At 66.7% G+C, this 18,639-nt stretch carries 18 protein-coding genes; 8 read left to right on the forward strand and 10 right to left on the reverse strand.

Going from position 1 to position 18,639, the window contains the following annotated elements:
• Positions 1 to 175: 175 nt before the first annotated feature.
• The 3 genes from B5520_RS17580 to B5520_RS17590 all read left to right on the forward strand — a co-directional run bounded on the left by B5520_RS17580 (position 176) and on the right by B5520_RS17590 (position 3,964).
• Positions 176 to 1,882 carry a urocanate hydratase gene (locus tag B5520_RS17580; protein ID WP_079598371.1) on the forward strand — a complete coding sequence of 569 codons (1,707 nt, stop codon included), beginning with the start codon at positions 176 to 178 and terminating at the stop codon, positions 1,880 to 1,882.
• A 90-nt stretch (positions 1,883 to 1,972) separates the two neighbouring features.
• The gene (gene hutH, locus B5520_RS17585) at positions 1,973 to 3,565 is read left to right on the forward strand and encodes a histidine ammonia-lyase (RefSeq protein WP_079598372.1); all 1,593 of its coding nucleotides are present in this window, start codon (positions 1,973 to 1,975) and stop codon (positions 3,563 to 3,565) included.
• A 162-nt stretch (positions 3,566 to 3,727) separates the two neighbouring features.
• Positions 3,728 to 3,964, forward strand: a complete 237-nt coding sequence (locus B5520_RS17590) for a hypothetical protein (RefSeq protein ID WP_079598373.1) — start codon at positions 3,728 to 3,730, stop codon at positions 3,962 to 3,964.
• An 84-nt stretch (positions 3,965 to 4,048) separates the two neighbouring features.
• On the opposite strand, the gene B5520_RS17595 is transcribed toward B5520_RS17590, so the two are convergent.
• On the reverse strand, positions 4,049 to 4,309 hold the full coding sequence (locus B5520_RS17595; protein ID WP_079598374.1) for a hypothetical protein: 261 nt from the start codon (positions 4,307 to 4,309) through the stop codon (positions 4,049 to 4,051).
• A gap of 234 nt (positions 4,310 to 4,543) precedes the next feature.
• Here B5520_RS17595 and B5520_RS17600 point away from each other — a divergent pair, with 234 nt between their 5' ends.
• Positions 4,544 to 5,473, forward strand: coding sequence for a fumarylacetoacetate hydrolase family protein (locus B5520_RS17600; RefSeq protein WP_079598375.1), 930 nt, complete (start codon positions 4,544 to 4,546; stop codon positions 5,471 to 5,473).
• Here the strand turns inward: B5520_RS17600 and B5520_RS17605 are convergent.
• From B5520_RS17605 to B5520_RS17620, 4 genes are read right to left on the reverse strand one after another with little or no spacing between them, the layout of a single operon-like run.
• Positions 5,417 to 5,809, reverse strand: a complete 393-nt coding sequence (locus tag B5520_RS17605) for a universal stress protein (RefSeq protein ID WP_079598376.1) — start codon at positions 5,807 to 5,809, stop codon at positions 5,417 to 5,419. The two genes, B5520_RS17600 and B5520_RS17605, sit on opposite strands and share 57 nt — an antisense overlap.
• Positions 5,806 to 7,416, reverse strand: coding sequence for a tripartite tricarboxylate transporter permease (locus B5520_RS17610; RefSeq protein WP_079598377.1), 1,611 nt, complete (start codon positions 7,414 to 7,416; stop codon positions 5,806 to 5,808). Before B5520_RS17610 ends, B5520_RS17605 begins: the two co-directional genes overlap by 4 nt.
• Positions 7,416 to 7,928 (reverse strand): tripartite tricarboxylate transporter TctB family protein, encoded by a 513-nt coding sequence (locus tag B5520_RS17615; RefSeq protein WP_079598378.1) that lies wholly within the window; start codon positions 7,926 to 7,928, stop codon positions 7,416 to 7,418. The genes B5520_RS17610 and B5520_RS17615 overlap by 1 nt, the downstream gene beginning before the upstream one ends.
• Positions 7,925 to 8,935: a Bug family tripartite tricarboxylate transporter substrate binding protein gene (locus B5520_RS17620; RefSeq protein WP_079598379.1), complete on the reverse strand. Its 1,011-nt coding sequence runs from the start codon at positions 8,933 to 8,935 to the stop codon at positions 7,925 to 7,927. The genes B5520_RS17615 and B5520_RS17620 overlap by 4 nt, the downstream gene beginning before the upstream one ends.
• A 293-nt stretch (positions 8,936 to 9,228) precedes the next feature.
• Here B5520_RS17620 and B5520_RS17625 point away from each other — a divergent pair, with 293 nt between their 5' ends.
• Positions 9,229 to 10,803, forward strand: coding sequence for a sensor histidine kinase (locus B5520_RS17625; protein WP_079598380.1), 1,575 nt, complete (start codon positions 9,229 to 9,231; stop codon positions 10,801 to 10,803).
• Entirely contained in the window at positions 10,800 to 11,468 is a 669-nt protein-coding gene (locus B5520_RS17630; protein WP_079598381.1) for a response regulator, read from the forward strand. Before B5520_RS17625 ends, B5520_RS17630 begins: the two co-directional genes overlap by 4 nt.
• A 28-nt stretch (positions 11,469 to 11,496) precedes the next feature.
• On the opposite strand, the gene B5520_RS17635 is transcribed toward B5520_RS17630, so the two are convergent.
• The 3 genes from B5520_RS17635 to hutG all read right to left on the reverse strand — a co-directional run bounded on the left by B5520_RS17635 (position 11,497) and on the right by hutG (position 14,151).
• Positions 11,497 to 12,507, reverse strand: coding sequence for a cation diffusion facilitator family transporter (locus B5520_RS17635; protein WP_079598382.1), 1,011 nt, complete (start codon positions 12,505 to 12,507; stop codon positions 11,497 to 11,499).
• Positions 12,504 to 12,995: a transporter substrate-binding domain-containing protein gene (locus tag B5520_RS17640; RefSeq protein ID WP_079598383.1), complete on the reverse strand. Its 492-nt coding sequence runs from the start codon at positions 12,993 to 12,995 to the stop codon at positions 12,504 to 12,506. The genes B5520_RS17635 and B5520_RS17640 overlap by 4 nt, the downstream gene beginning before the upstream one ends.
• Before the next feature lie 166 nt (positions 12,996 to 13,161).
• Positions 13,162 to 14,151 carry a formimidoylglutamase gene (gene hutG / locus B5520_RS17645; protein ID WP_079598384.1) on the reverse strand — a complete coding sequence of 330 codons (990 nt, stop codon included), beginning with the start codon at positions 14,149 to 14,151 and terminating at the stop codon, positions 13,162 to 13,164.
• A gap of 172 nt (positions 14,152 to 14,323) precedes the next feature.
• On the opposite strand from hutG, the gene B5520_RS17650 reads away from it, so the two are divergent.
• The gene (locus B5520_RS17650) at positions 14,324 to 15,628 is read left to right on the forward strand and encodes a cation:proton antiporter (protein ID WP_079598385.1); all 1,305 of its coding nucleotides are present in this window, start codon (positions 14,324 to 14,326) and stop codon (positions 15,626 to 15,628) included.
• A gap of 12 nt (positions 15,629 to 15,640) precedes the next feature.
• Here the strand turns inward: B5520_RS17650 and B5520_RS17655 are convergent, their stop codons facing one another.
• A complete protein-coding gene (locus B5520_RS17655; protein WP_079598386.1) occupies positions 15,641 to 17,083 on the reverse strand; it encodes an NCS2 family permease in 1,443 nt (480 codons plus the stop codon).
• A gap of 110 nt (positions 17,084 to 17,193) precedes the next feature.
• On the opposite strand from B5520_RS17655, the gene B5520_RS17660 reads away from it, so the two are divergent.
• Positions 17,194 to 17,823: a copper resistance CopC family protein gene (locus B5520_RS17660; RefSeq protein ID WP_079598387.1), complete on the forward strand. Its 630-nt coding sequence runs from the start codon at positions 17,194 to 17,196 to the stop codon at positions 17,821 to 17,823.
• A 22-nt stretch (positions 17,824 to 17,845) separates the two neighbouring features.
• Here the strand turns inward: B5520_RS17660 and B5520_RS17665 are convergent, their stop codons facing one another.
• Positions 17,846 to 18,472 carry an NAD(P)-binding protein gene (locus B5520_RS17665; protein ID WP_079598388.1) on the reverse strand — a complete coding sequence of 209 codons (627 nt, stop codon included), beginning with the start codon at positions 18,470 to 18,472 and terminating at the stop codon, positions 17,846 to 17,848.
• Positions 18,473 to 18,639 lie beyond the last annotated feature (167 nt).

The raw sequence follows: 18,639 nt of genomic DNA on the forward strand, positions 1-18,639 counted from the left end.
ACGGCTGCTAAAACCCCGGAATGGGAGCCTTGAGTGACAGAGCAACTCGGCCAGCCGGGCTTGTCTGGAATGCCGGACAGCACCCCCGCAAAACCCCTATAAAGCCTCTTCCTAACGGGCTTTAGTTGATACAGAACTTCTTCCACGCACAGACGCACAACGAAAAGGAGCCACCATGGCACCCGCCGATTTCACCACCGGTGCCCGCCCGGTCAAAGCAGCCCGCGGCACCGAGCTCACCGCCAAGAGCTGGCAGACCGAAGCGCCGCTGCGCATGCTCATGAACAACCTGGACCCCGAGGTGGCCGAGCGTCCGGATGACCTGGTGGTCTACGGCGGCACCGGCCGGGCCGTGCGCTCCTGGGCAGCGTTCGACGCCATCACCCGCACCCTCGAAACCATGGAGAAGGACGAGACCCTCCTGGTCCAGTCCGGCAAGCCCGTGGGCGTCTTCCGCACCAACGAATGGGCACCCCGGGTGCTCCTGGCCAACTCCAATCTGGTGGGCGACTGGGCCAACTGGCCCGAGTTCCGCCGGCTCGAGGCCGAGGGCCTGATGATGTACGGCCAGATGACGGCGGGGTCCTGGATCTACATCGGCACCCAGGGCATCCTGCAGGGCACTTTCGAGACGTTCGCGGCGATCGCCCGCAAGCTCACCAAAGACGAGAACGGCACCCTCGCCGGGACACTCACCCTGACCGGCGGCTGCGGCGGCATGGGCGGCGCGCAGCCGCTCGCGGTCACTCTGAACGAGGGCGCGTGCCTGATCGTCGACGTCGACGAGACCCGCCTGCGCCGCCGTGCCGGCAAGCGGTACCTGGACGAGGTGGAAACGGACCTCGACGCCGCCATCGCCAAGGTGCTCAAGGCCAAGGAAGAGCGGCGCGGCTGGTCCGTGGGCTACGTGGGCAACGCCGCCGAGGTCTTCCCAGAGATCCTGCGCCGCCACAAAGCCGGCGAGCTCACCGTGGACATCGTCACCGACCAGACCTCCGCCCACGATCCGCTGAGCTACCTCCCCGAGGGCATCTCGGTCAGCGAATGGCACCGCGAAGCCGAAGCCGACCCGGAAGGCTTCACCAAGAAGGCGCAGGCCTCGATGGCACGCCACGTCCAGGCGATGGTCGAATTCCAGGACGCCGGCGCCGAGGTGTTCGACTACGGCAACTCCATCCGCGATGAGGCCCGCAAGGGCGGCTACACCCGCGCGTTCGAGTTCCCGGGCTTCGTCCCCGCCTACATCCGGCCGCTGTTCTGCGAGGGCCTGGGCCCGTTCCGCTGGGTGGCACTCTCCGGAGACCCCGAAGACATCCGCGTCACTGACGAGGCCATCAAGGAACTCTTCCCCGAGAACAAGCACCTGCACCGCTGGATCGACGCGGCGCAGGAACGCGTCGAATTCGAAGGACTGCCGGCACGGATCTGCTGGCTGGGCTACGGCGAGCGCGCCAAAGCCGGGCTGCTGTTCAACCAGCTCGTCAAGGAAGGCAAGGTCAAGGCGCCCATCGTGATCGGCCGCGACCACCTGGACTCCGGCTCCGTCGCCTCCCCCTACCGCGAAACCGAGGCCATGGCCGACGGCTCGGACGCGATCGCCGACTGGCCCATGCTCAACGCCCTGCTCAACACCGCTTCCGGTGCCACCTGGGTGTCACTGCACCACGGCGGCGGCGTGGGTATCGGCCGCTCCATCCACGCCGGCCAGGTCTCCGTCGCCGACGGCACCGACCTCGCCGCCGAAAAGCTCGAACGCCTCCTCACCAACGACCCCGGCATGGGCGTCATCCGCCACGCCGACGCCGGCTACGAACGCGCCCTCGACGTCGCCCAGGAGCGCGGCGTCCGCATCCCAATGAACGAGTCTTCAGGGACCAACTAGTCCATCGACTGCTCCGTAACTGTCGTTTAGAGCCCCGAAAACGACAGTTACGGAGCAATCGATCCCCGCACACCACAAAAAGTAGGAATCATGACATTGATAACCCACGAACCGCTGACCATCACCCTTGGCTCCAGCGGGGTCACGCCCGAGGATGTTGTCGCCGTCGCGCGCCACGACGCCAAGGTGGCCATCGCCCCGGAAGCCCTCGAAACAGTCGCCAAGGTCCGCGCCCACATCGACGGCCTCGCCTCCAGCGACGTCCCGGCCTACGGCATCTCCACCGGCTTCGGGGCCCTCGCCAACCGCCACATCCCCACCGAGCTGCGCACCCAGCTCCAGAAGAGCCTGATCCGCAGCCACGCCGCGGGCATGGGGCCCGCGGTGGAGCGCGAGGTGGTGCGCGGCATTATGTTCCTGCGCGCCAAGACCCTGGCGTCGGGCCGCACCGGGGTCCGGCCCGTGGTCCTGCAGACCATGGTGGACGTCCTCAACGCCGGCATCACGCCGGTGGTGCGCGAATTCGGCTCGCTCGGCTGCTCCGGCGATCTCGCCCCGCTGTCGCACTGCGCGCTGGTGCTCATGGGTGAGGGCGAGGCGGAAGGGCCTGACGGCGAACTGGTTGGCGCCGCCGGGCAGCGCACCGTTGCGGAGCTGCTCGCCGATCACGGCATCGAGCCCGTCACCCTCGCCGAAAAGGAAGGCCTGGCCCTCGTCAACGGCACCGAGGGCATGCTGGGCATGCTCCTGATGGCCATCGCTGACCTTCGCCGGCTGCTGACGACGGCGGACATTACCGCGGCGCTCAGCGTCGAGGCGCTGCTGGGTACCGACCAGGTGTTCCTGCCGGAGCTCCATGCCGCGCTGCGCCCGCACCCCGGCCAGGCTGCCAGCGCGGACAACATGCTCCGCGTCCTGTCCAACTCGCCCATCGTTGCCTCCCACCGGGTGGGCGATTCACGCGTCCAGGACGCCTACTCCCTCCGCTGTGCACCGCAGGTGGCCGGCGCCGTCAGGGACACCATCGACCATGCTGAACTGGTGGCGTCGCGCGAGCTGGCCGCTGCCATCGACAACCCCGTGGTGCTGCCGGATGGCCGGGTCAGCTCCAACGGGAACTTCCATGGCGCCCCGGTGGCATACGTGCTGGACTTCCTGGCCATCGCCGTCGCGGACCTGAGTTCCATCGCGGAGCGCCGGACGGACCGGATGCTGGATCCTGCCCGATCGCACGGCCTCCCCGCTTTCCTCGCGGCTGATCCCGGTGTGGATTCAGGCCTCATGATCGCCCAGTACACCCAGGCGGGCCTGGTGTCCGACAACAAGCGGCTGGCGGTCCCCGCATCCGTGGACTCCATCCCCAGCTCCGCGATGCAGGAAGACCACGTGTCCATGGGCTGGCATGCAGCCCGGAAGCTGCGCAAGGCCGTCGAAAACCTTCGCCGCGTCCTGGCCATCGAACTGGTTACCTCGGCCCGGGCCCTGGACATCCGGAGCCAGCTTTCCGGCGGCGTCCTCACGCCTGGCCCGGCAGGCTCCGCCGTCGTCGCTGCCCTTCGTGAGGTCGTCGAGGGGCCGGGAACGGACCGCTTCCTCTCACCAGAGCTGGAAGCGGCGGACCGGCTGGTGGCGTCCGGGGAGGTGTGGAGGGCGGCCGAATCAGCAGTAGGCCCGCTTGCCTGACATCGAAGAATCTTCAGTATGCGGACAGCTCCTGTCCAAGGGGCGGAATTTTCGGCGACACGGTCAACCGTGGGCGGAAGAGTGTAGTAGAACTGAAGGTGTAGTGAAAGTCACATCAACGAGGCTGTGGCGCAGAACGTATACAAAGGGGTAGAAGTTCAAATGAAAGCACGTGGGGCAGTCTTATCGAGGCGCAATGCCCATTCCGCCGTGGTATCCAACTGGAAGAGCCTTTCGGTTGGTGACCATGTCGAGATCATCAAGCATGCGCATGTGGTAGCGGCCGGGGAGGTGGAAGAGGTGTCGCAGAGCGGAAACGTCCTGTGGCTTGTGCCGGCGGGCCCGGCAGAAAAGCAGCTCTTCCTGAAGTCCGACGGCGTACAGGTCCGCCGCGGCTAGGAGCCCCAGCAGATACAGCAAATCCCCGCACTGCCGAAAGGCAGGGCGGGGATTTGTGCGTTTTGGCTTTCCGCGATGGGAAAATCAGGCTGCGAACACCTCGTAGGTTTCCCCGAACGGTACTGATTCGTCCAGGGCTACGGTGTAGCGTCCCGGGTGGAGCCTCGTCACCAGGATGCCGCAGACAGCATCCTTTGCGGCCACCTCGATCAGCTCTGCAACGGCCTCTTCCAGGCCGGCGTGTACTTCGCGGGCGCTGGAAAATTCCAGGTCGATGGACCGGCTCGCATGTGCTTCTGCGGAGTCCGCGGCGTCGGGGCGGCGCTCCAACGTGGCTGTAGTCATGTGCTGAACTTTCTGTGTTTCCTGCCTGAGGGCCCACCCAGCCTACCGGCCGCTACCGGAGATGTCAGATGACTGCTGAATCCCAAGCACTCTACGGCCGCCGGACGAGCAAGCACAGAAGACTCCACGGCAGCCTGGCTCCAGTCACAATCGGTGCGTTTTGCGGCCGGAGGCGCCGCCGCGCCACGATAGGAAACAGTCCTCCCACTCATCCCGGATCAAAGGAGATTCACCATGAAAATCATGCGCCTGGGCGAGGCCGGGAAGGAACAGCCGGCCGTGATGGTTCCTGCCGGCGATGGTTCCTCCCGGTACTTCAGCCTGCTGCCCCTGACGCGGGATGTGGACGGCGCCTTCCTGGCATCAGGAGGCCTCGACCGGGCGCGGGAGGCACTGGCAGCCGGAACCCTTCCCGTCCTTGAGAACGCAGAAACCTTGCGCGTGGGAGCTCCCGTGGCCCGGCCGGGAACAGTGGTGGGCATCGGCATGAATTATGCGGCCCATGCAGCGGAGTCCGGTTCTGCGCCGCTGGAGATCCCTGTCGTGTTCCTCAAGCCCAGCAACACAGTGGCCGGTCCCTACGACGCCGCCCCCGTTCCGCCCCTCTCCAGCAAGTATGACTGGGAGGTGGAATTGGGCATCGTCATCGGCCGGGAAGCCAGCTACCTCGCAACCACAGATGAAGCGGCCGCCTGCATCGCAGGGTACGTCGCGGCGAACGACCTCTCGGAGCGTGAGTACCAGCTGCCCGGGGCCGCCGGGCAGTGGACAAAGGGCAAAACGCTGCCAGGGTCAACACCCCTGGGCCCGTGGCTTGTCCCTGCGGAAGACGTCGACGGCGGGAACCTCCGGCTGCGCAGCTGGGTCAATGGGGAACCGCGGCAGGACTCCACCACATCAGAGCTCATTTTCGACGCTGCCACCCTGGTCCACCACTGCAGCCAGTACATGCGGCTGGAGCCCGGTGATGTCATCATCACCGGGACTCCGGAAGGGGTGGCCCTCAGCGGCCGCTTCCCCTACCTCCAGCCGGGCGATGTGGTGGAGGTAGAGGTGGAAGGCCTGGGCCGCCAGCGCCAGGAACTGTACCGCGCAGGATCCGGCGTACTAGCCGGCCTTCACCGCCAGGACCGGGCAGTCGGCCTCCAGCAGGATGCGCTGTGACACACTGCCCATGATGAGCTTGCCCACCGGGGTGCGGCGCCGCAGGCCGATCACGATCAGCTCGGCGTTGTTCTCCTCCGCGGCGTCCAGGACCTCGGCGGCGGCATCGTGGCCACGGACCGGCTGCTTGATCACATGGTCGATGCCCTGGGTGGCCAGCCGGTCCTCGATGCTCTGGATGTCCGAATCCTGGGCGTAGCGGTTGTCCACCAAAGCGTCGCCCTTGGACGAGTTGATGACCAGCAGTCGGGTGTTGCTCTTCCGGGCTTCGTGGATGGCCTGGGTCAGGGCTGCTTCGCCCTCGGGTGTCGGGACGTATCCCACCACGATGGTCATGGTGTCTCCTTCTTTTCGGGGCGGGCGGAGCTTTCTGAATGGACGGGCAGATCCGGGTGGGCGGAGCTGCCTGAAGGAGCCTCCGGAGCGGACGGTGTGGCCACGCCGCCCGTGGCAAGCGCCGGACGGTTGCGCCGGATGAGTTTGAAGATGAACGGCCACACCAGGATGATGGCCACGATGATGTAGATGACGACGGCGATCGGCTCGCTGAACAGGCCGGCCGGGTCACCGGCGCTGAGCTGCAGCGTCTGCCGCAGTTGCTTCTCGATGCGCGGGCCCAGGATGACGCCGAGGATCAGCGGCAGGACCGGAAGGCCGAAACGCCGCATCATGAAGCCCAGCGCGCCGAGCGCCAGCAGGAGCACCAGGTCAAACGCCTGCAGGTTCACCGAGTAGGCGCCCAGGGTGGCGAAGAACAGGATGCCGGCGTACAGGTACGGGCGCGGGATCTGCAGGAGCTTCGCCCACATCGGTGCCAGCGGCAGGTTGATCAGCAGCAACAGCAGGTTGCCGATGAAGAGGCTGGCGATCAGTGCCCACACCAGGGGGCCCTGGCTCGAGAAGAGCTGGGGACCGGGCTGGATGCCGTAGCTGGTGAACGCTGCGAGCATCACCGCGGCGGTGGCGTTGGTGGGCAGGCCCAGGGCAAGCATGGGGGTCAGGGTGCCGGCAGCTGCAGCGTTGTTGGCAGCTTCCGGACCGGCCACGCCTTCGATGGCGCCCTTGCCGAACTCCTCGGGGTGCTTGCTGAGGCGCTTCTCGGTGACGTAGGAGAGGAACGTGGGGATCTCGGCGCCGCCGGCGGGCAGTGCACCGAAGGGGAAGCCGTAGGCGGTCCCGCGGAGCCAGGGCTTCCAGGACCGCTTCCAGTCCTGCTTACCCATCCACGGGCGGCCCACGGGAATGATCTGCAGGGGGTTGCGGCGCAGGTGGGCGGCCACCCAGAGGGCTTCACCGACGGCGAAGATCGCCACCGCCACCACCACAATGTCCAGGCCGTCAGCCAGGAGCGGCACGCCGAACGTGAGCCGGGCCTGGCCCGTGACCACGTCCAGGCCTACCAGACCGATGGCGAGGCCAAGGCCCAGCGATGCGAAGCCGCGAAGGCGGGAGGAACCGAGGACCGCGGTGACGGCCAGCAGGGCCAGCACCATGATCGAGAAGTAGCTCGGCGCGCCCAGGCTGACGGCGAATTCCACCACGACCGGGGCGCAGACTGCCAGGAGGGCGGTACCGATGGTGCCGGCAACGAAGGAGCCGATGGCCGCCGTCGCAAGCGCCTGTGCCGCACGCCCCGCCTTGGCCATTTTGTTGCCTTCGATCGCCGTCACCACCGACGACGACTCGCCAGGTGTGTTCAGCAGGATCGAGGTGGTGGAGCCGCCGTACATGCCGCCGTAATAGATGCCGGCGAACATAATGAAGGCGCTGGTAGGTTCCAGGGCGTAGGTGACCGGGAGCAGCAGGGCAACGGTCATGGCCGGGCCCAGGCCCGGAAGGACGCCGACGGCGGTGCCCAGGAGTACGCCGATCACGGCGTAGAGGAAGTTCATGGGGGTCAGGGCGGTCGCGAAACCGTCCATCAGTGAGGACCAGACGTCCATCAGAGGATTCCTTCCAGGAGTCCGGCCGGCAGTGCGATGCCGAGGCCGAGGTAGAAGCCGTAGAAGGTGAGCAGGGCCAGGGCCAGGGAAATGATCCCGTCTCGGATGTAGTGGCGGCTGCCCAGGGCGAGGACGCTGCCCCAGAACAGTACCGTTCCGGAGATGACCCAGCCGGCCCAGTCGATGAGCAGGATGTTAAGGATGAAGGCGCCTGCCAGGGGCAGGACCGTCTTCCAGTCGGCGGGGTGGGTAAGGTCCACGTCCTCGCCGCCTTCCGCCTCGCCCTGGCCGCCGCGGAGGACGTTGACGGCCAGGAGGACGGCGCAGACCAGCAGCATGGCGCCCACGATGAACGGGAGGGTCTTTGGTCCTACTGGATCAGACTGGGAGTACGGGGTGGAGATGCGGGCCGCGTCCCAGATGACCAGGGCGCCGGCCGCGCCGAGCAGGAGGGCAACCCCCAGCTCGGCGCGGCCTTTCAGCCGTGAGGCAAGTGTTGGGGAGGAGCTCACGCCAAGCCAAGCTTCGTGAGGACGTCCGCCACCCGCTTGTCCTGCTCGGCGAGGAAGGTCTCGAACTCGTCGCCGGTGATGAAGGCGTCGGTCCAGCTGTTGGTCTTCAGTGCTTCCTTCCACCCTTCGGTGGCGTGCATCTTCTCAAGGGCGGCGATCAGGGATGCCTTGTCCTCGTCGCTGATGCCCGGAGGGGCGACGATGCCGCGCCAGTTGGTGAAGACCAGGTCGATGTTGGATTCCTTCAGCGTGGGTGCGTCCACGCCTTCAAGCCGCTCTTCGCCGCTGGTGGCCAGGACGCGGACTTCACCGGATTCGATCTGCTTGAGGTACTCACCGGCACCGGAGGCCGCGAAGCCCACCTTGTTGCCGAGGATGGCCGGGAGGAGGTCCCCGCCGCCGTCGTAGGAAACGAAGTTCACCTTGGTGGCGTCAATGCCCAGGGCGCCGGCGAGCTGCATGGGCAGCAGGTGGTCCGGGCCGCCCGGGGAGGAGCCGCCGCCGACGCTGATGGAACTTGGATCAGCCTTCCAGGCGGCAACCAGGTCATCGATGGTCTTGTAGGGCGAATCCTTGCTGACCATGATGGCGCCGGGCTCTTCGATGAGCCGGGCCAGGGGAGTGGTGGCCGTGAGCTTGGACTCGGACTTGTTGGTGTAGCTTGCGCCCACCACGCCCAGGCCCATGAGCATGGTGAGGTCGCCGTTGCCCTTTTCGTTCACGATGCGGGCCAGGCCCACGGTCCCGCCGGCACCGGCGAGGTTGAAGACTTCGGTGTTGGTGGCAACCTTCTCGTCGTCGAGGACCTTGGCGGCCACGCGGGCGGTGGTGTCGTAGCCACCGCCCGGAGTGTTGGGGACCATGATCTGCAGGCCGGAGATGGGCCCGGCGGCAGCGCCGGAGCTTTCCGTGCCCGTGGAGCTTTTGCCGGTGGCACCGCAGCCGGTGGCCATCAGGGCGATGCCGGCGGCGACGGCGGCGATTCGCAATGCGCGGATCTGGCGCATGGTGTTCCTCTTCTCATGAAAAATGATCAGCAAGACTGACTTGTGCTTCGATGCTAGGTTCCGCCGTGATACCGGTCACTCTTATGTACGCAGAGAAAGTTAAGTTCATTGCGTTCACGTTTCGGGAATCCCTCATCGCCGGGCGCCTCCGGGGTGGAAAGCCCTGCCAGCCGTGCACCTGCTCCGCCTGCGGTATAGTTCCCGTACCTCCGCCGGTGGCCGCAGGACCAGTGGCCCGGCCGGACTTATTTGCTGAACCTTAAGGACCAACCACCGTGACTCGACGAAGAGGGATGTCCCTCGCGGGGCAGTACCTCGTGCTGCAGTTGCTGATTGTGTTGGCAGTCCTGGTGGCCGTGGTGGCCATCTCCCTGGCCCAGTCTGCGGCCGCCTTCGAGCGCGTCGAAGGCCGCCGTGCGCTGTCCGCCGCCGAAGCGCTCGGTAACAACCCTGCGGTCCGTGAATTGCTTCCCGCCGCCGAACCCCGTGTGGGCGCAGCACTCCCGGCAGTGGCCGAGTCCGTCCGGACAGTCTCCGGGGCGTCCCAGGTGGCGCTGGCGAAGCTGGACCGGACGGTGGTGGCCTCGTCCGACCCCGGGCTCCTGGGCCAGCACCTGGAACTGGGGGAGAGCCGGGTGATGGACGGCCGCGCCTGGACCGGAGTGGTGGCCGGGAGCGGCGCAGCCCTCCTGTCCGCCCACGTCCCGGTGCTGGACGACGCCGGGAAAATGATCGGCATCGCCTCGGTCAGCCGGAACTATCCCACCACGCTGGAGCGGCTTGGCGATGCCGTCCCCAACCTGCTCACGTATGTGGGGGTGGCCAGCGTGCTGGGTGTCGCGGGCTCCCTCCTGTTGTCCCGCCGCGTCAAGCGGCAGACCCTGGGCATGGAACCCAGCGAGATTACCAACTTGGTTGAAAACCGTGAGGCCATGCTGCACGGGCTCAAGGAAGGCGTGGTGGCCCTCGATCCGAACGAGCGCATCACCGTGGCCAATGACAGCGCCCGGGAACTCCTGGGACTGCCCGCGGACTGCGTGGGCAAGAAGCTTGCATCACTTCCCGTGGATCCCGCACTGAAAGTGGTGCTGACCCGCGACCAGCCGGAGCCTGACCAGCTGGTCCTGGTGGGCGAGCGGCTGGTGGTGCTGAACCGGGTTCCCATCCGTTCCCGCGGCCGCGGGATTGGCTCCGTCACCACCCTGCGTGACAGGACCGAGCTGTCCTCCCTGGAAAAGGAACTCGGCGCCACCCGCACTGCCACGGACACCCTCCGCGCACAGGCACACGAGTTCGCCAACCAGCTGCATGTCATCTCCGGCCTGATCCAGATCGGCGACTACGATTCGGTGGTGCAGTTCGTGAACGGGGCAACGGTGGACCGGACCCGGCTCAGTGACGAGGTCACGGCAAGGATCCAGGACCCTGCGCTGGCCGCACTGCTCATCGCCAAGTCCAGCCTGGCGGCGGAACGCGGCGTGGCCCTCCAGCTGGATCCCGAATCATCGCTGCGTCCGGTCAATGATGAGCTTTCGCGCGACCTTGCCACCGTGGCAGGGAACCTGGTGGACAACGCGTTCGACGCCGTTGCCGGGGTTGGGCAGGCCTCCGTCCGGGTGCTTGTGGAGGACAGTGGGGGCCAGGTTACCGTCACCGTCCGTGACAACGGGCCCGGCGTCCCGGCGGACAAGGTGCAGGACATTTTCCGGCAGGGATTCACCACCAAGGATTCCAGGCGGGAGGGCGGGCGCGGGTTTGGCCTGGCACTCTCCCGCGTGGTCTGCCGCCGGTCGGGCGGCGACCTGACGGTGGCCAACAGCAACGGGGCGGTTTTTACCGCCCGATTCAAAAGAGGTGCAGAAGCATGATCAACGTCCTGATAGTCGATGACGACTTCATGGTGGCCAAGGTCCACGCCGGGTTCATCCAGCGGACGCCCGGCTTCAAGGTGGTTGGTGCTGCCCATACCGGCGCCCAGGCGGTGATCGAAACCGAACGGCTGCAGCCGGATCTGGTGCTGCTGGACATTCACCTGCCGGACATTAACGGCCTGGACCTGATGCAGCAACTGCGTGAGGTGGCCCCGGAACTGGATGTGCTGGTGATCAGCGCTGCCCGCGAAGTGGAGACAGTCCGGAAGGCGCTCCGGGGAGGCATCGTCCACTACCTCATCAAGCCCTTTTCGCAATCGGACCTGCAGGAGCGGCTGGAGCATTACCGGAGCGCCTACCAGAGCCTCGATGCGTCCAAGGACATTGCCGAGCAGTCGGACGTCAACCGGGTCTTCGGCCTGGACCGCAGCGAGCGGCCGCTGCCCAAGGGCTGCAGCGTGGAGACACTGAAGCTGGTGGAGGCGGCCCTGGGCGCAGCCCCCGGTGACCTTTCGGCCGCCGAGCTGGCAGAGGAACTCGGCACGTCACGCGTCAGTGCCCGCCGCTACCTGGAGTACCTGCACGATGAAGGCACCCTGGACGTCCGGCTCAAGTACGGTGTGGGACGCCCCGAGCGCCGCTACGTCATGAAGGGCAAGTAGCCGGCACGCCGGGAACCCGGAGCCAGTCCTAGTGTTCGCCGCCAGGCGTGGGGCCCGGAAGGAATTCCGAGGGCAGTTCAGCCACCGGGACAATCACCATGTCCTGGACCTTCCAGTCCATGGCTACGCAGGCTTCGCGTGCCGCCTCAATTTGGTCCAGGGTGGGCATGGTGCCTCGCGCCGGAACCACGAACGATTCCACGTGGAACACGTGCCCCTCGTCCCGGATGCGTGACTTGGCCGTCTCTGCCCACGGGAGGCCGCAGAGGTAGGTGTCCAGCTGCCGCCCCAGGGGGTGGGGCGCGTCGTCGTCGTAGGTCATGGCGCGTTTGTCCATGAGGGCCGAGACTGCTGCGCGGGTGTTCCGGACGCCGTCGTGCAGGATGCTCCCGGAAATGACCAGGGCGGCGGCATAGTCCGCCCACCACCAGCCAATCCCAATGCCTGCCACTCCGACGGCAGCAGCAAGGGCGGTCATCCAGTCCGCCTTGTTCATGTCAGCGTCGGCGTACAGCACTTTGTCGTGCAGCTTCTCTGCAAGCTTCATCTTGACCCGGCCCAGCCAGATGGGAGGCCCTGCCGTGAGGACCATTGCCGTGATCATCAGCCAACCAAGCCAGATGGTCTGGCCAAAAAAGTTGAAGCCGCCGATCGTGGGATGTTCCGCGCTCAACAGCCCAATGGCGGAATCCACGATGAGATAGGCGCCCATGACGGTGAGGGCCACCGCCGCCACGACGTGCGCAATGCCCACCGCCCGGTGGTAGCCGTAGGGGTGGTCCTCGCTGGGGTGTCTGCGGATGACGCGTGTGGCGAAAAGGAAGGCAATGGGCGGCAGGAAGGACAGGACGTCCTCCACCCATGCGGCCTTCATCGCCTGGGAGTTGCCGAGCACCCCAAACACGAGGGCCGTGGAGGCCGCCAGGAATCCGATGGTGATCCACTCGTACTTTTTGGCTTTGCGCAGGGCGTCCTGCTGTTCCTGCGGCAGTTGCGTGTGGCCGAACCGCACGTCAGTCCCGCTGCCGGGCGCGCTCATGCCTGGGCCGCCGCACTCTTCAGGAAGGCGTCCAGTTCCAGCAGGAACGCGTTTTCGCCCATCGGAACCAGCATGATGTGCTTGTGCAGTGATCCCCGCCCGTCCCTGGATTCCGCGTAGGGGCGCGTCAGGCCCGCGTGGGTGGACCACGGCGTCTTGTCATCCAGGCCGCCGATCACCAGGTCCAGCCCGCCATGCTTGAGCTCCTCAGCCAGGACCTGCTCAGTCCCGATGGTCCACTCGACGTCCGCCCCCAGCGTCTGCGCGAATTGCCGCACCAGTTCCGCCTCCGAGCCCTGGACAGCATCTGTTCCAAGGGTGTCCTGCCCGGAAATCCGCACCCAGTCACCGTTGGGGCTGGCACCCACGCGAAGGGTACCGCCGCGGACTTTCTCCAGGGTGCCCTGCGGGTCCACCGGGTACGTCCCGCAACCGGCAACAAGCATCACCCCGGCCAGCAGGACGGCCACTAACGTGTGACGCCGCATCGGCACTCTCCTTCCAGCAGGTACTTTTCATCTTCATGATAGACAGCATGCTTACCATTCGATGAAATCTGTGGATACCTCGGCCGCATTCAGCCCAGCAGAAATGGACCGGCGCAGCAGGAATGAACCCGGCCGGGCAGAAACGAACAGCGCGGCAGAAATGAATTCAGCGCAGCAAAGTGTCCAGCAGCCGCGCCGCAACCTTCGCTGTCCGGCCGTCGACGTCGAACGCGGGGTTGAGCTCCGCAACGTCCAGGTGGAGCAGTTTGCCGCTCCAGGCCACCTGCCGGCAGACGGCACTGATGACGGGCAGCGGCACGCCATATGCGGCGGGGGCACTGACCCCCGGAGCCACCGCCGCGGGAAGCACGTCCAGGTCGATGGTCAGGTACAGGACGTCGATGTCCCCGAGGAAGGAGGCCACGAAAGCCCGGACCCGCTCCGCCTCGCAGTCCTCGTCCAGCAGGTAGCGCACGCCCAGCCGCCCTGCGGTGTCGAAAAGCGCCCTGGTGTTGTTGGCTTCGGAGATACCCACCACGGCGTACCGGAAGTCCCGCCCGGCGTCAGCTTCTGCCTCTGCCATCTGGAGGAATGGTGTCCCGGAGCTGGGAACCGGTTCGTCCCGAAGGTCAAAGTGGGCATCGAGGTTCAGCACGCCCAGCCGCTGGCCGCCCTGGACTGCCTGGGAAGCGCTGACGCCGAGGTAGCTTGCGTAGGCCGTTTCGTGGCCGCCGCCCAGCACCACGGTCAAGTGCCCGGCGTCGAGCAGCTCCGTTACGGCATGGCCTGCGCGTTCCTGGCCGTCTTCCAGGTCGCCGCCGGACACCACAACGTCACCTGCGTCCGCGATGCTGCGGTCCAGGTGGAACGCCAGGGGACCCAGGGCCTTCCGCAGGGCGGCGGGTGCCGCGGACGCGCCGGTGCGGCCCTTGTTCCGGCGCACCCCTTCGTCGCTGGCAAAGCCGAGCAGGGCCACGGGCTTGGAAGCGTCACCGGCGCCTTGGCCGTCGCCGCCGGCATTCCCGGGGACTGCCGGTCCTGCCTGGCCGTACTCTGCCACGGCCTGCCACCAGCGGCGGTGCTCCGGCCCGTCCCCGTCGAACCTTCCCGTCCAGGGCTGGGGCGGGACATCGACGGCGGGGCTCACGGCAGGCATGCCTCAAGCTCACCGCATGCAGGCGGCGAAAACCAGCAGCGCCGCCGTCGTCGTGTCTGGAATCCAAGAACCCCGTCCAAAACGGCAGGGGCTATGGTGGAGCAATCCCGTTTGGGACCGCAGAACGTTTGCCTGCGCCGGACGGGCGCAATGAACAGTCCGGAGAGCACGCATGTTTGAAGCCCCCAACCTCCTGTTTGCCGCCGCCGGCGTGGCGGTGTTCATCGCCGCGGTGCTGCCCAAGCTGTTGCGCAACATGCCGTTTTCGATGCCCATGGTCTTCCTCGGAGCCGGAATGGGAGTGTTCGCCCTGATCCCCACGCTTCCCGATCCGGACCCGGTGGCGCACGGCGACTTCGTCCTGCACCTCGCCGAAATCTGCGTCATCATCTCCCTGATGGGCGCGGGGCTGGCACTGGACCGGCCGGTGGGGCGCAAGGAGTGGTCCACCACGTGGCGGCTCCTGGGGATCGCCATGCCGCTGTGCATTGTCGCCTTGACCTTGCTGGGGCTGTGGTTCCTGGGCCTGGGCCTCGGCGCTGCACTGCTGGTGGCCTCCAGCCTGGCTCCCACGGACCCCGTCCTGGCGTCGGAGGTGCAGGTGGGGGAGCCGGCAGACCACGACGACGGCGCCAACAAGGAGGATGAGGTGCGGTTCGGCCTCACCTCGGAGGCCGGCCTCAATGACGGACTGGCGTTCCCCTTCGTCTACCTGGCCATCGCCATCAGCATTGCTGGATCGTCCCCGTCCTCGTGGTTTCTGGAATGGTTCGGGGTGGACGTCCTGTGGCGGCTGGCCATTGGCCTGCTGTTGGGCTTCCTGATGGGCAAACTGCTGGGCCGGCTCTTCTTCTCGGCCCGGAAAGAAAGCCTCCGGCTGTCCAACCACTCGGAGGGCTTCGTGGCCCTCGCCGCGACGTTCCTGGCGTACGGGCTGACGGAGATGGTGGAGGGCTACGGCTTCATCGCGGTGTTCGTCTGCGCCGTCACCATCCGGGCCGCAGAGCATACGCACGGCTACCACCGCGTGCTCCATTCCTACGTGGAGCAGCTGGAGCGGCTCCTGACCGTGGTGATCCTGGTCCTGCTCGGCGGCGCCATTGCCCGCGGACTGCTGGCCGGCATCGGACTGGCCGAGGTGCTCGTGGCGTTGGCATTCCTGCTGGTGGTGCGCCCGCTGGCCGGGTGGGTGGGGCTGCTGGGCGGGAAAACCGGCCCGCGTGAGCGGATCGCCCTGTCCTTCTTCGGCATCCGCGGGATCGGGTCCCTGTACTACCTCGCCTACGCCCTCGGAAAAGGGCAGTTCGGCGGCCAGGCAGAGTGGCTGTGGGCCTTCGTGGGACTGGTGGTGGCACTGTCCATCGTGATCCACGGCGCCACCACCTCGCCCCTGATGAACCGGCTGGACCGGCTTCGCGAGAAGAAGGCCCGTGCCGTTTCGGGGGACGAAGGGCTCGCCCCCAACACCCCGGTATAGGCCGGGAGCGGGCTACATCCCCAGGGCAGCCTCGATGGGACCCACCGCGAAGAACAGCAGGAAGGCTCCTGCCACGGCCCACATCAGCGGATGGATGTCCCTGACCCTGCCCTGGACAGTGCGGATCAGCACGTACGCGATGAACCCGGCGCCCAGGCCGTTGGCGATGGAGTAGGTAAAAGGCATGAGGGTGAAGGTGAGGAAGGCCGGGATGGCGATGCCCCAGTCCTGCCAGTCGATCTTGCCCACCTGGGACACCATCATGAAGCCCACCACCACAAGGGCGGGGGCGACGGCTTCGAACGGGACCAGGTTGATGAGCGGGGTGAAGAACATGGCCACCAGGAACAGCAGCCCGGTCACGATCGAGGCGATGCCGGTGCGTGCACCTTCGCCGATGCCGGCGCCGGCTTCCACGTAAATCTGGTTGGAGGACACGGAGGCGCCGCCGCCCACGATCGCGCCCAGCGCGTCCACCTGGAGGACCCGGTCCACGTTGGGAATGTTGCCGTGCTCGTCCACGGTGCCTGCCTCGTTCGCCAGGCCCACCATGGTGCCCATCGCGTCAAAGAAGATGCTGAGGAGGATGACGAAGGCCAGCAGGGTGGCGGCCACGAAGCCCAGGTTGTCGAAGGCGCCGAACGGGTTTGCCTTGCCGATCAGGGACAGGTCAGGGGCGGCCCATTCCGAGAACGCGGGGGCCACCAGGGACCAGCCCTGGGGGTTGAATTCCTTGCCGGGAACCACGCTGGGTCCGATGTGCAGGGTGAGTTCGAGGATCACCGAGATGACCGTGGAGGTGATGATGCCGATCAGGATGGCGCCTTTGACCTTGCGCACCACCAGGGCGATGGTCAGGACCAGGCCGAACACAAAGACGGCGGTGGGCCAGCCCAGGAGCTTGCCGTCGAAACCCAGGCCCACGGGAACGGTGGTGCCGGCAACGTCGGGGATGCGCCTCACAAACCCGGCGTTCACGAGCCCGATCAACGCGATGAACAGGCCGATGCCCACCACGATGGCAGTCTTGATCCCGTCCGGCACGGCCTTGAAGACAGCCGTTCGGAACCCGGTGAGGACCAGGATCAGCATGGTGACGCCGGAGAGGACCACCAGGCCCATCATGTCCGGCCACGTCAGTCCCGGGTTGGTGGCCACGGTGACGGCAACGAAGGCGTTAACGCCAAGACCGGTGGCCAGCGCGAAAGGATGCTTTGCCCACGCGCCCATCAGGATGGTGAGGATGCCCGCCACGAACGCCGTGACCGCTGCAACCGCGGGAAAGCCGAGGGTGTTGCCGCTCGAGTCCGGGCCGGAAAGGATCAGGGGGTTCAGCACCACGATGTAGCTCATGGCGAAGAACGTGGCGAAGCCGCCCCGGATCTCGCGGGAGAGGTTGGAGCCGCGCTCGGTGATCTTGAAGTACCGGTCCAGGGCAGAGCCTTGCTTAAGCATTAGTCCTCCGGGGAAGTCTGTGGGGATACCTGCATCCTATGGGTGTGACGGCGGAAGGGCCGGCAAATTCCCCTAGTCTGTAAGGAAGCCAACACAAGGAGCAGTCCCGCATGCGTTCCATCCGCCGCCAAATGCTGAGCCTCGTGCTCGGGTCCCTCGTTTTTGCCGCAGCCCTGCTGGGCTTTGCCGCCCCGGCCGCTGCCCACGACGCCGCCGAGTCCAGCAGCCCCGCCCAGGGCGCGTCCGTGCCCAGCCCGCCCGCGCAGGTGTCGGTCACCTTCGGCAACAAACCGCTCGGCATCGGCGCCTCCTTCTCGGTCAAGGACGCCTCCGGTGCCGAATGGGCCGACGGGCCGGTTGAGATCGTGGACAACGTGGCGTCGCAGAAACTCCGGGCGGGCGGCCCGGCCGGTGAATACACGGTGTCCTGGCGGGTGGTCAGCTCCGATTCACATCCCATCGAAGGCACCTTCGGCTTCACCGCGGCCGGCGCCGCGGAGGGAACGGGCCAGGCAACGGCCCCGGCAACGGGTTCGACGGCGGCCGCAACAGTTCCGGGGATGGGCACGGCTGAGCCTGGCGTCACGGCGGAACCGTCCGTACCGGCAAACTCCGGGGAGCCGTTCCAATGGAGCATCGTCATTTTCGCCGCGGTGGCCGTGGGCCTGCTCGCGGTGCTGGCCATCCTGGCGAAGCGCCGCCTGTCCGCCGGCGGCGAAGAGCAGCCGGACGGGAAATAGCCGTACCGGCAGGGCAGGATCACTAGCAGGGCAGGATTGCAAAGCTCCCCGTCGGCGGGAAGGCGGTGCTGTCCGGGTGGACCTTGGCGGAGATGGCCTGGCCAACGGTCTTTGCCTGGCGGAGGACTTCCTTGGGTGACGGCGTGATGAGCTCGCCAACGCCCACCAGGTAGATGCCGATGGCCCGCATGGCGGCGGCAAGGTTGCGGCCGACGGCGATCCCGAAGTCATTGATCATCCGCCGGAGCTGGCTGTGGGCGCAGCGGGTGAGGACGATGTGGTCTGCCACCAGGATGCCGGTAGGGGTGTGGACTTCCCACTGTGGGCCGGCAGCGTCAGCCGGGGCGGGCTCCACCATGGTCAGCTGGACGGCGCGGGTGGTGTTCCGCACGTCCACGTGGTGGCTGGCGGCGTAGTTGCGCAGGTGCCGGAGGATCTCGTTCCGTTCCCGGAGGGTGGCGGAGTCCGCTGCATCGCAGCGCTGCAGTGAAGCTGTGTTGGCAGGCTGGGCCGCGCCCAGTATGTCGAGCCCGTCCACCACGATGGAGTCAATGCCGCGGCGGCGCAGTTCGGCGGCAACGGCCAGGCCGGAGAGGCCCGTGCCAATGATCACGGTGGTGGTCTGTTCGGTCCCGGCACTCCCAGGCATGCTTGACACTACAGTTTCCCTCCTTCGAAAGTTTCGGCAGGTGCCGGCGTCCTCGCCGGCGCGCGTTCCGTATCCCCCAAAGTCCGGCCGCAGCACGTTGGCGGGCACCCCTGACAAGAAGTGGCAGTAGGCGTCCCGGACCAACAATGTCCTGAAGACTACAGAAC

The organism is Arthrobacter sp. P2b (genome assembly GCF_900168295.1).
Taxonomy (GTDB): domain Bacteria; phylum Actinomycetota; class Actinomycetes; order Actinomycetales; family Micrococcaceae; genus Arthrobacter.

Bases quoted from the DNA above. Each gene is read 5' to 3' on its own strand.
- B5520_RS17625 (WP_079598380.1), top strand. From the start codon at position 9,229: ATGTCCCTCGCGGGGCAGTACCTCGTGCTGCAGTTGCTGATTGTGTTG.
- B5520_RS17595 (WP_079598374.1), bottom strand. From the start codon at position 4,309: ATGACTACAGCCACGTTGGAGCGCCGCCCCGACGCCGCGGACTCCGCA.
- B5520_RS17580 (WP_079598371.1), top strand. From the start codon at position 176: ATGGCACCCGCCGATTTCACCACCGGTGCCCGCCCGGTCAAAGCAGCC.
- B5520_RS17620 (WP_079598379.1), bottom strand. From the start codon at position 8,935: ATGCGCCAGATCCGCGCATTGCGAATCGCCGCCGTCGCCGCCGGCATC.
- B5520_RS17660 (WP_079598387.1), top strand. From the start codon at position 17,194: ATGCGTTCCATCCGCCGCCAAATGCTGAGCCTCGTGCTCGGGTCCCTC.
- B5520_RS17640 (WP_079598383.1), bottom strand. From the start codon at position 12,995: ATGCGGCGTCACACGTTAGTGGCCGTCCTGCTGGCCGGGGTGATGCTT.
- B5520_RS17605 (WP_079598376.1), bottom strand. From the start codon at position 5,809: ATGACCATCGTGGTGGGATACGTCCCGACACCCGAGGGCGAAGCAGCC.
- hutG (WP_079598384.1), bottom strand. From the start codon at position 14,151: ATGCCTGCCGTGAGCCCCGCCGTCGATGTCCCGCCCCAGCCCTGGACG.
- B5520_RS17655 (WP_079598386.1), bottom strand. From the start codon at position 17,083: ATGCTTAAGCAAGGCTCTGCCCTGGACCGGTACTTCAAGATCACCGAG.
- B5520_RS17600 (WP_079598375.1), top strand. From the start codon at position 4,544: ATGAAAATCATGCGCCTGGGCGAGGCCGGGAAGGAACAGCCGGCCGTG.
- B5520_RS17635 (WP_079598382.1), bottom strand. From the start codon at position 12,507: ATGAGCGCGCCCGGCAGCGGGACTGACGTGCGGTTCGGCCACACGCAA.
- B5520_RS17610 (WP_079598377.1), bottom strand. From the start codon at position 7,416: ATGGACGTCTGGTCCTCACTGATGGACGGTTTCGCGACCGCCCTGACC.
- B5520_RS17590 (WP_079598373.1), top strand. From the start codon at position 3,728: ATGAAAGCACGTGGGGCAGTCTTATCGAGGCGCAATGCCCATTCCGCC.
- B5520_RS17650 (WP_079598385.1), top strand. From the start codon at position 14,324: ATGTTTGAAGCCCCCAACCTCCTGTTTGCCGCCGCCGGCGTGGCGGTG.
- B5520_RS17665 (WP_079598388.1), bottom strand. From the start codon at position 18,472: ATGCCTGGGAGTGCCGGGACCGAACAGACCACCACCGTGATCATTGGC.
- B5520_RS17630 (WP_079598381.1), top strand. From the start codon at position 10,800: ATGATCAACGTCCTGATAGTCGATGACGACTTCATGGTGGCCAAGGTC.
- hutH (WP_079598372.1), top strand. From the start codon at position 1,973: ATGACATTGATAACCCACGAACCGCTGACCATCACCCTTGGCTCCAGC.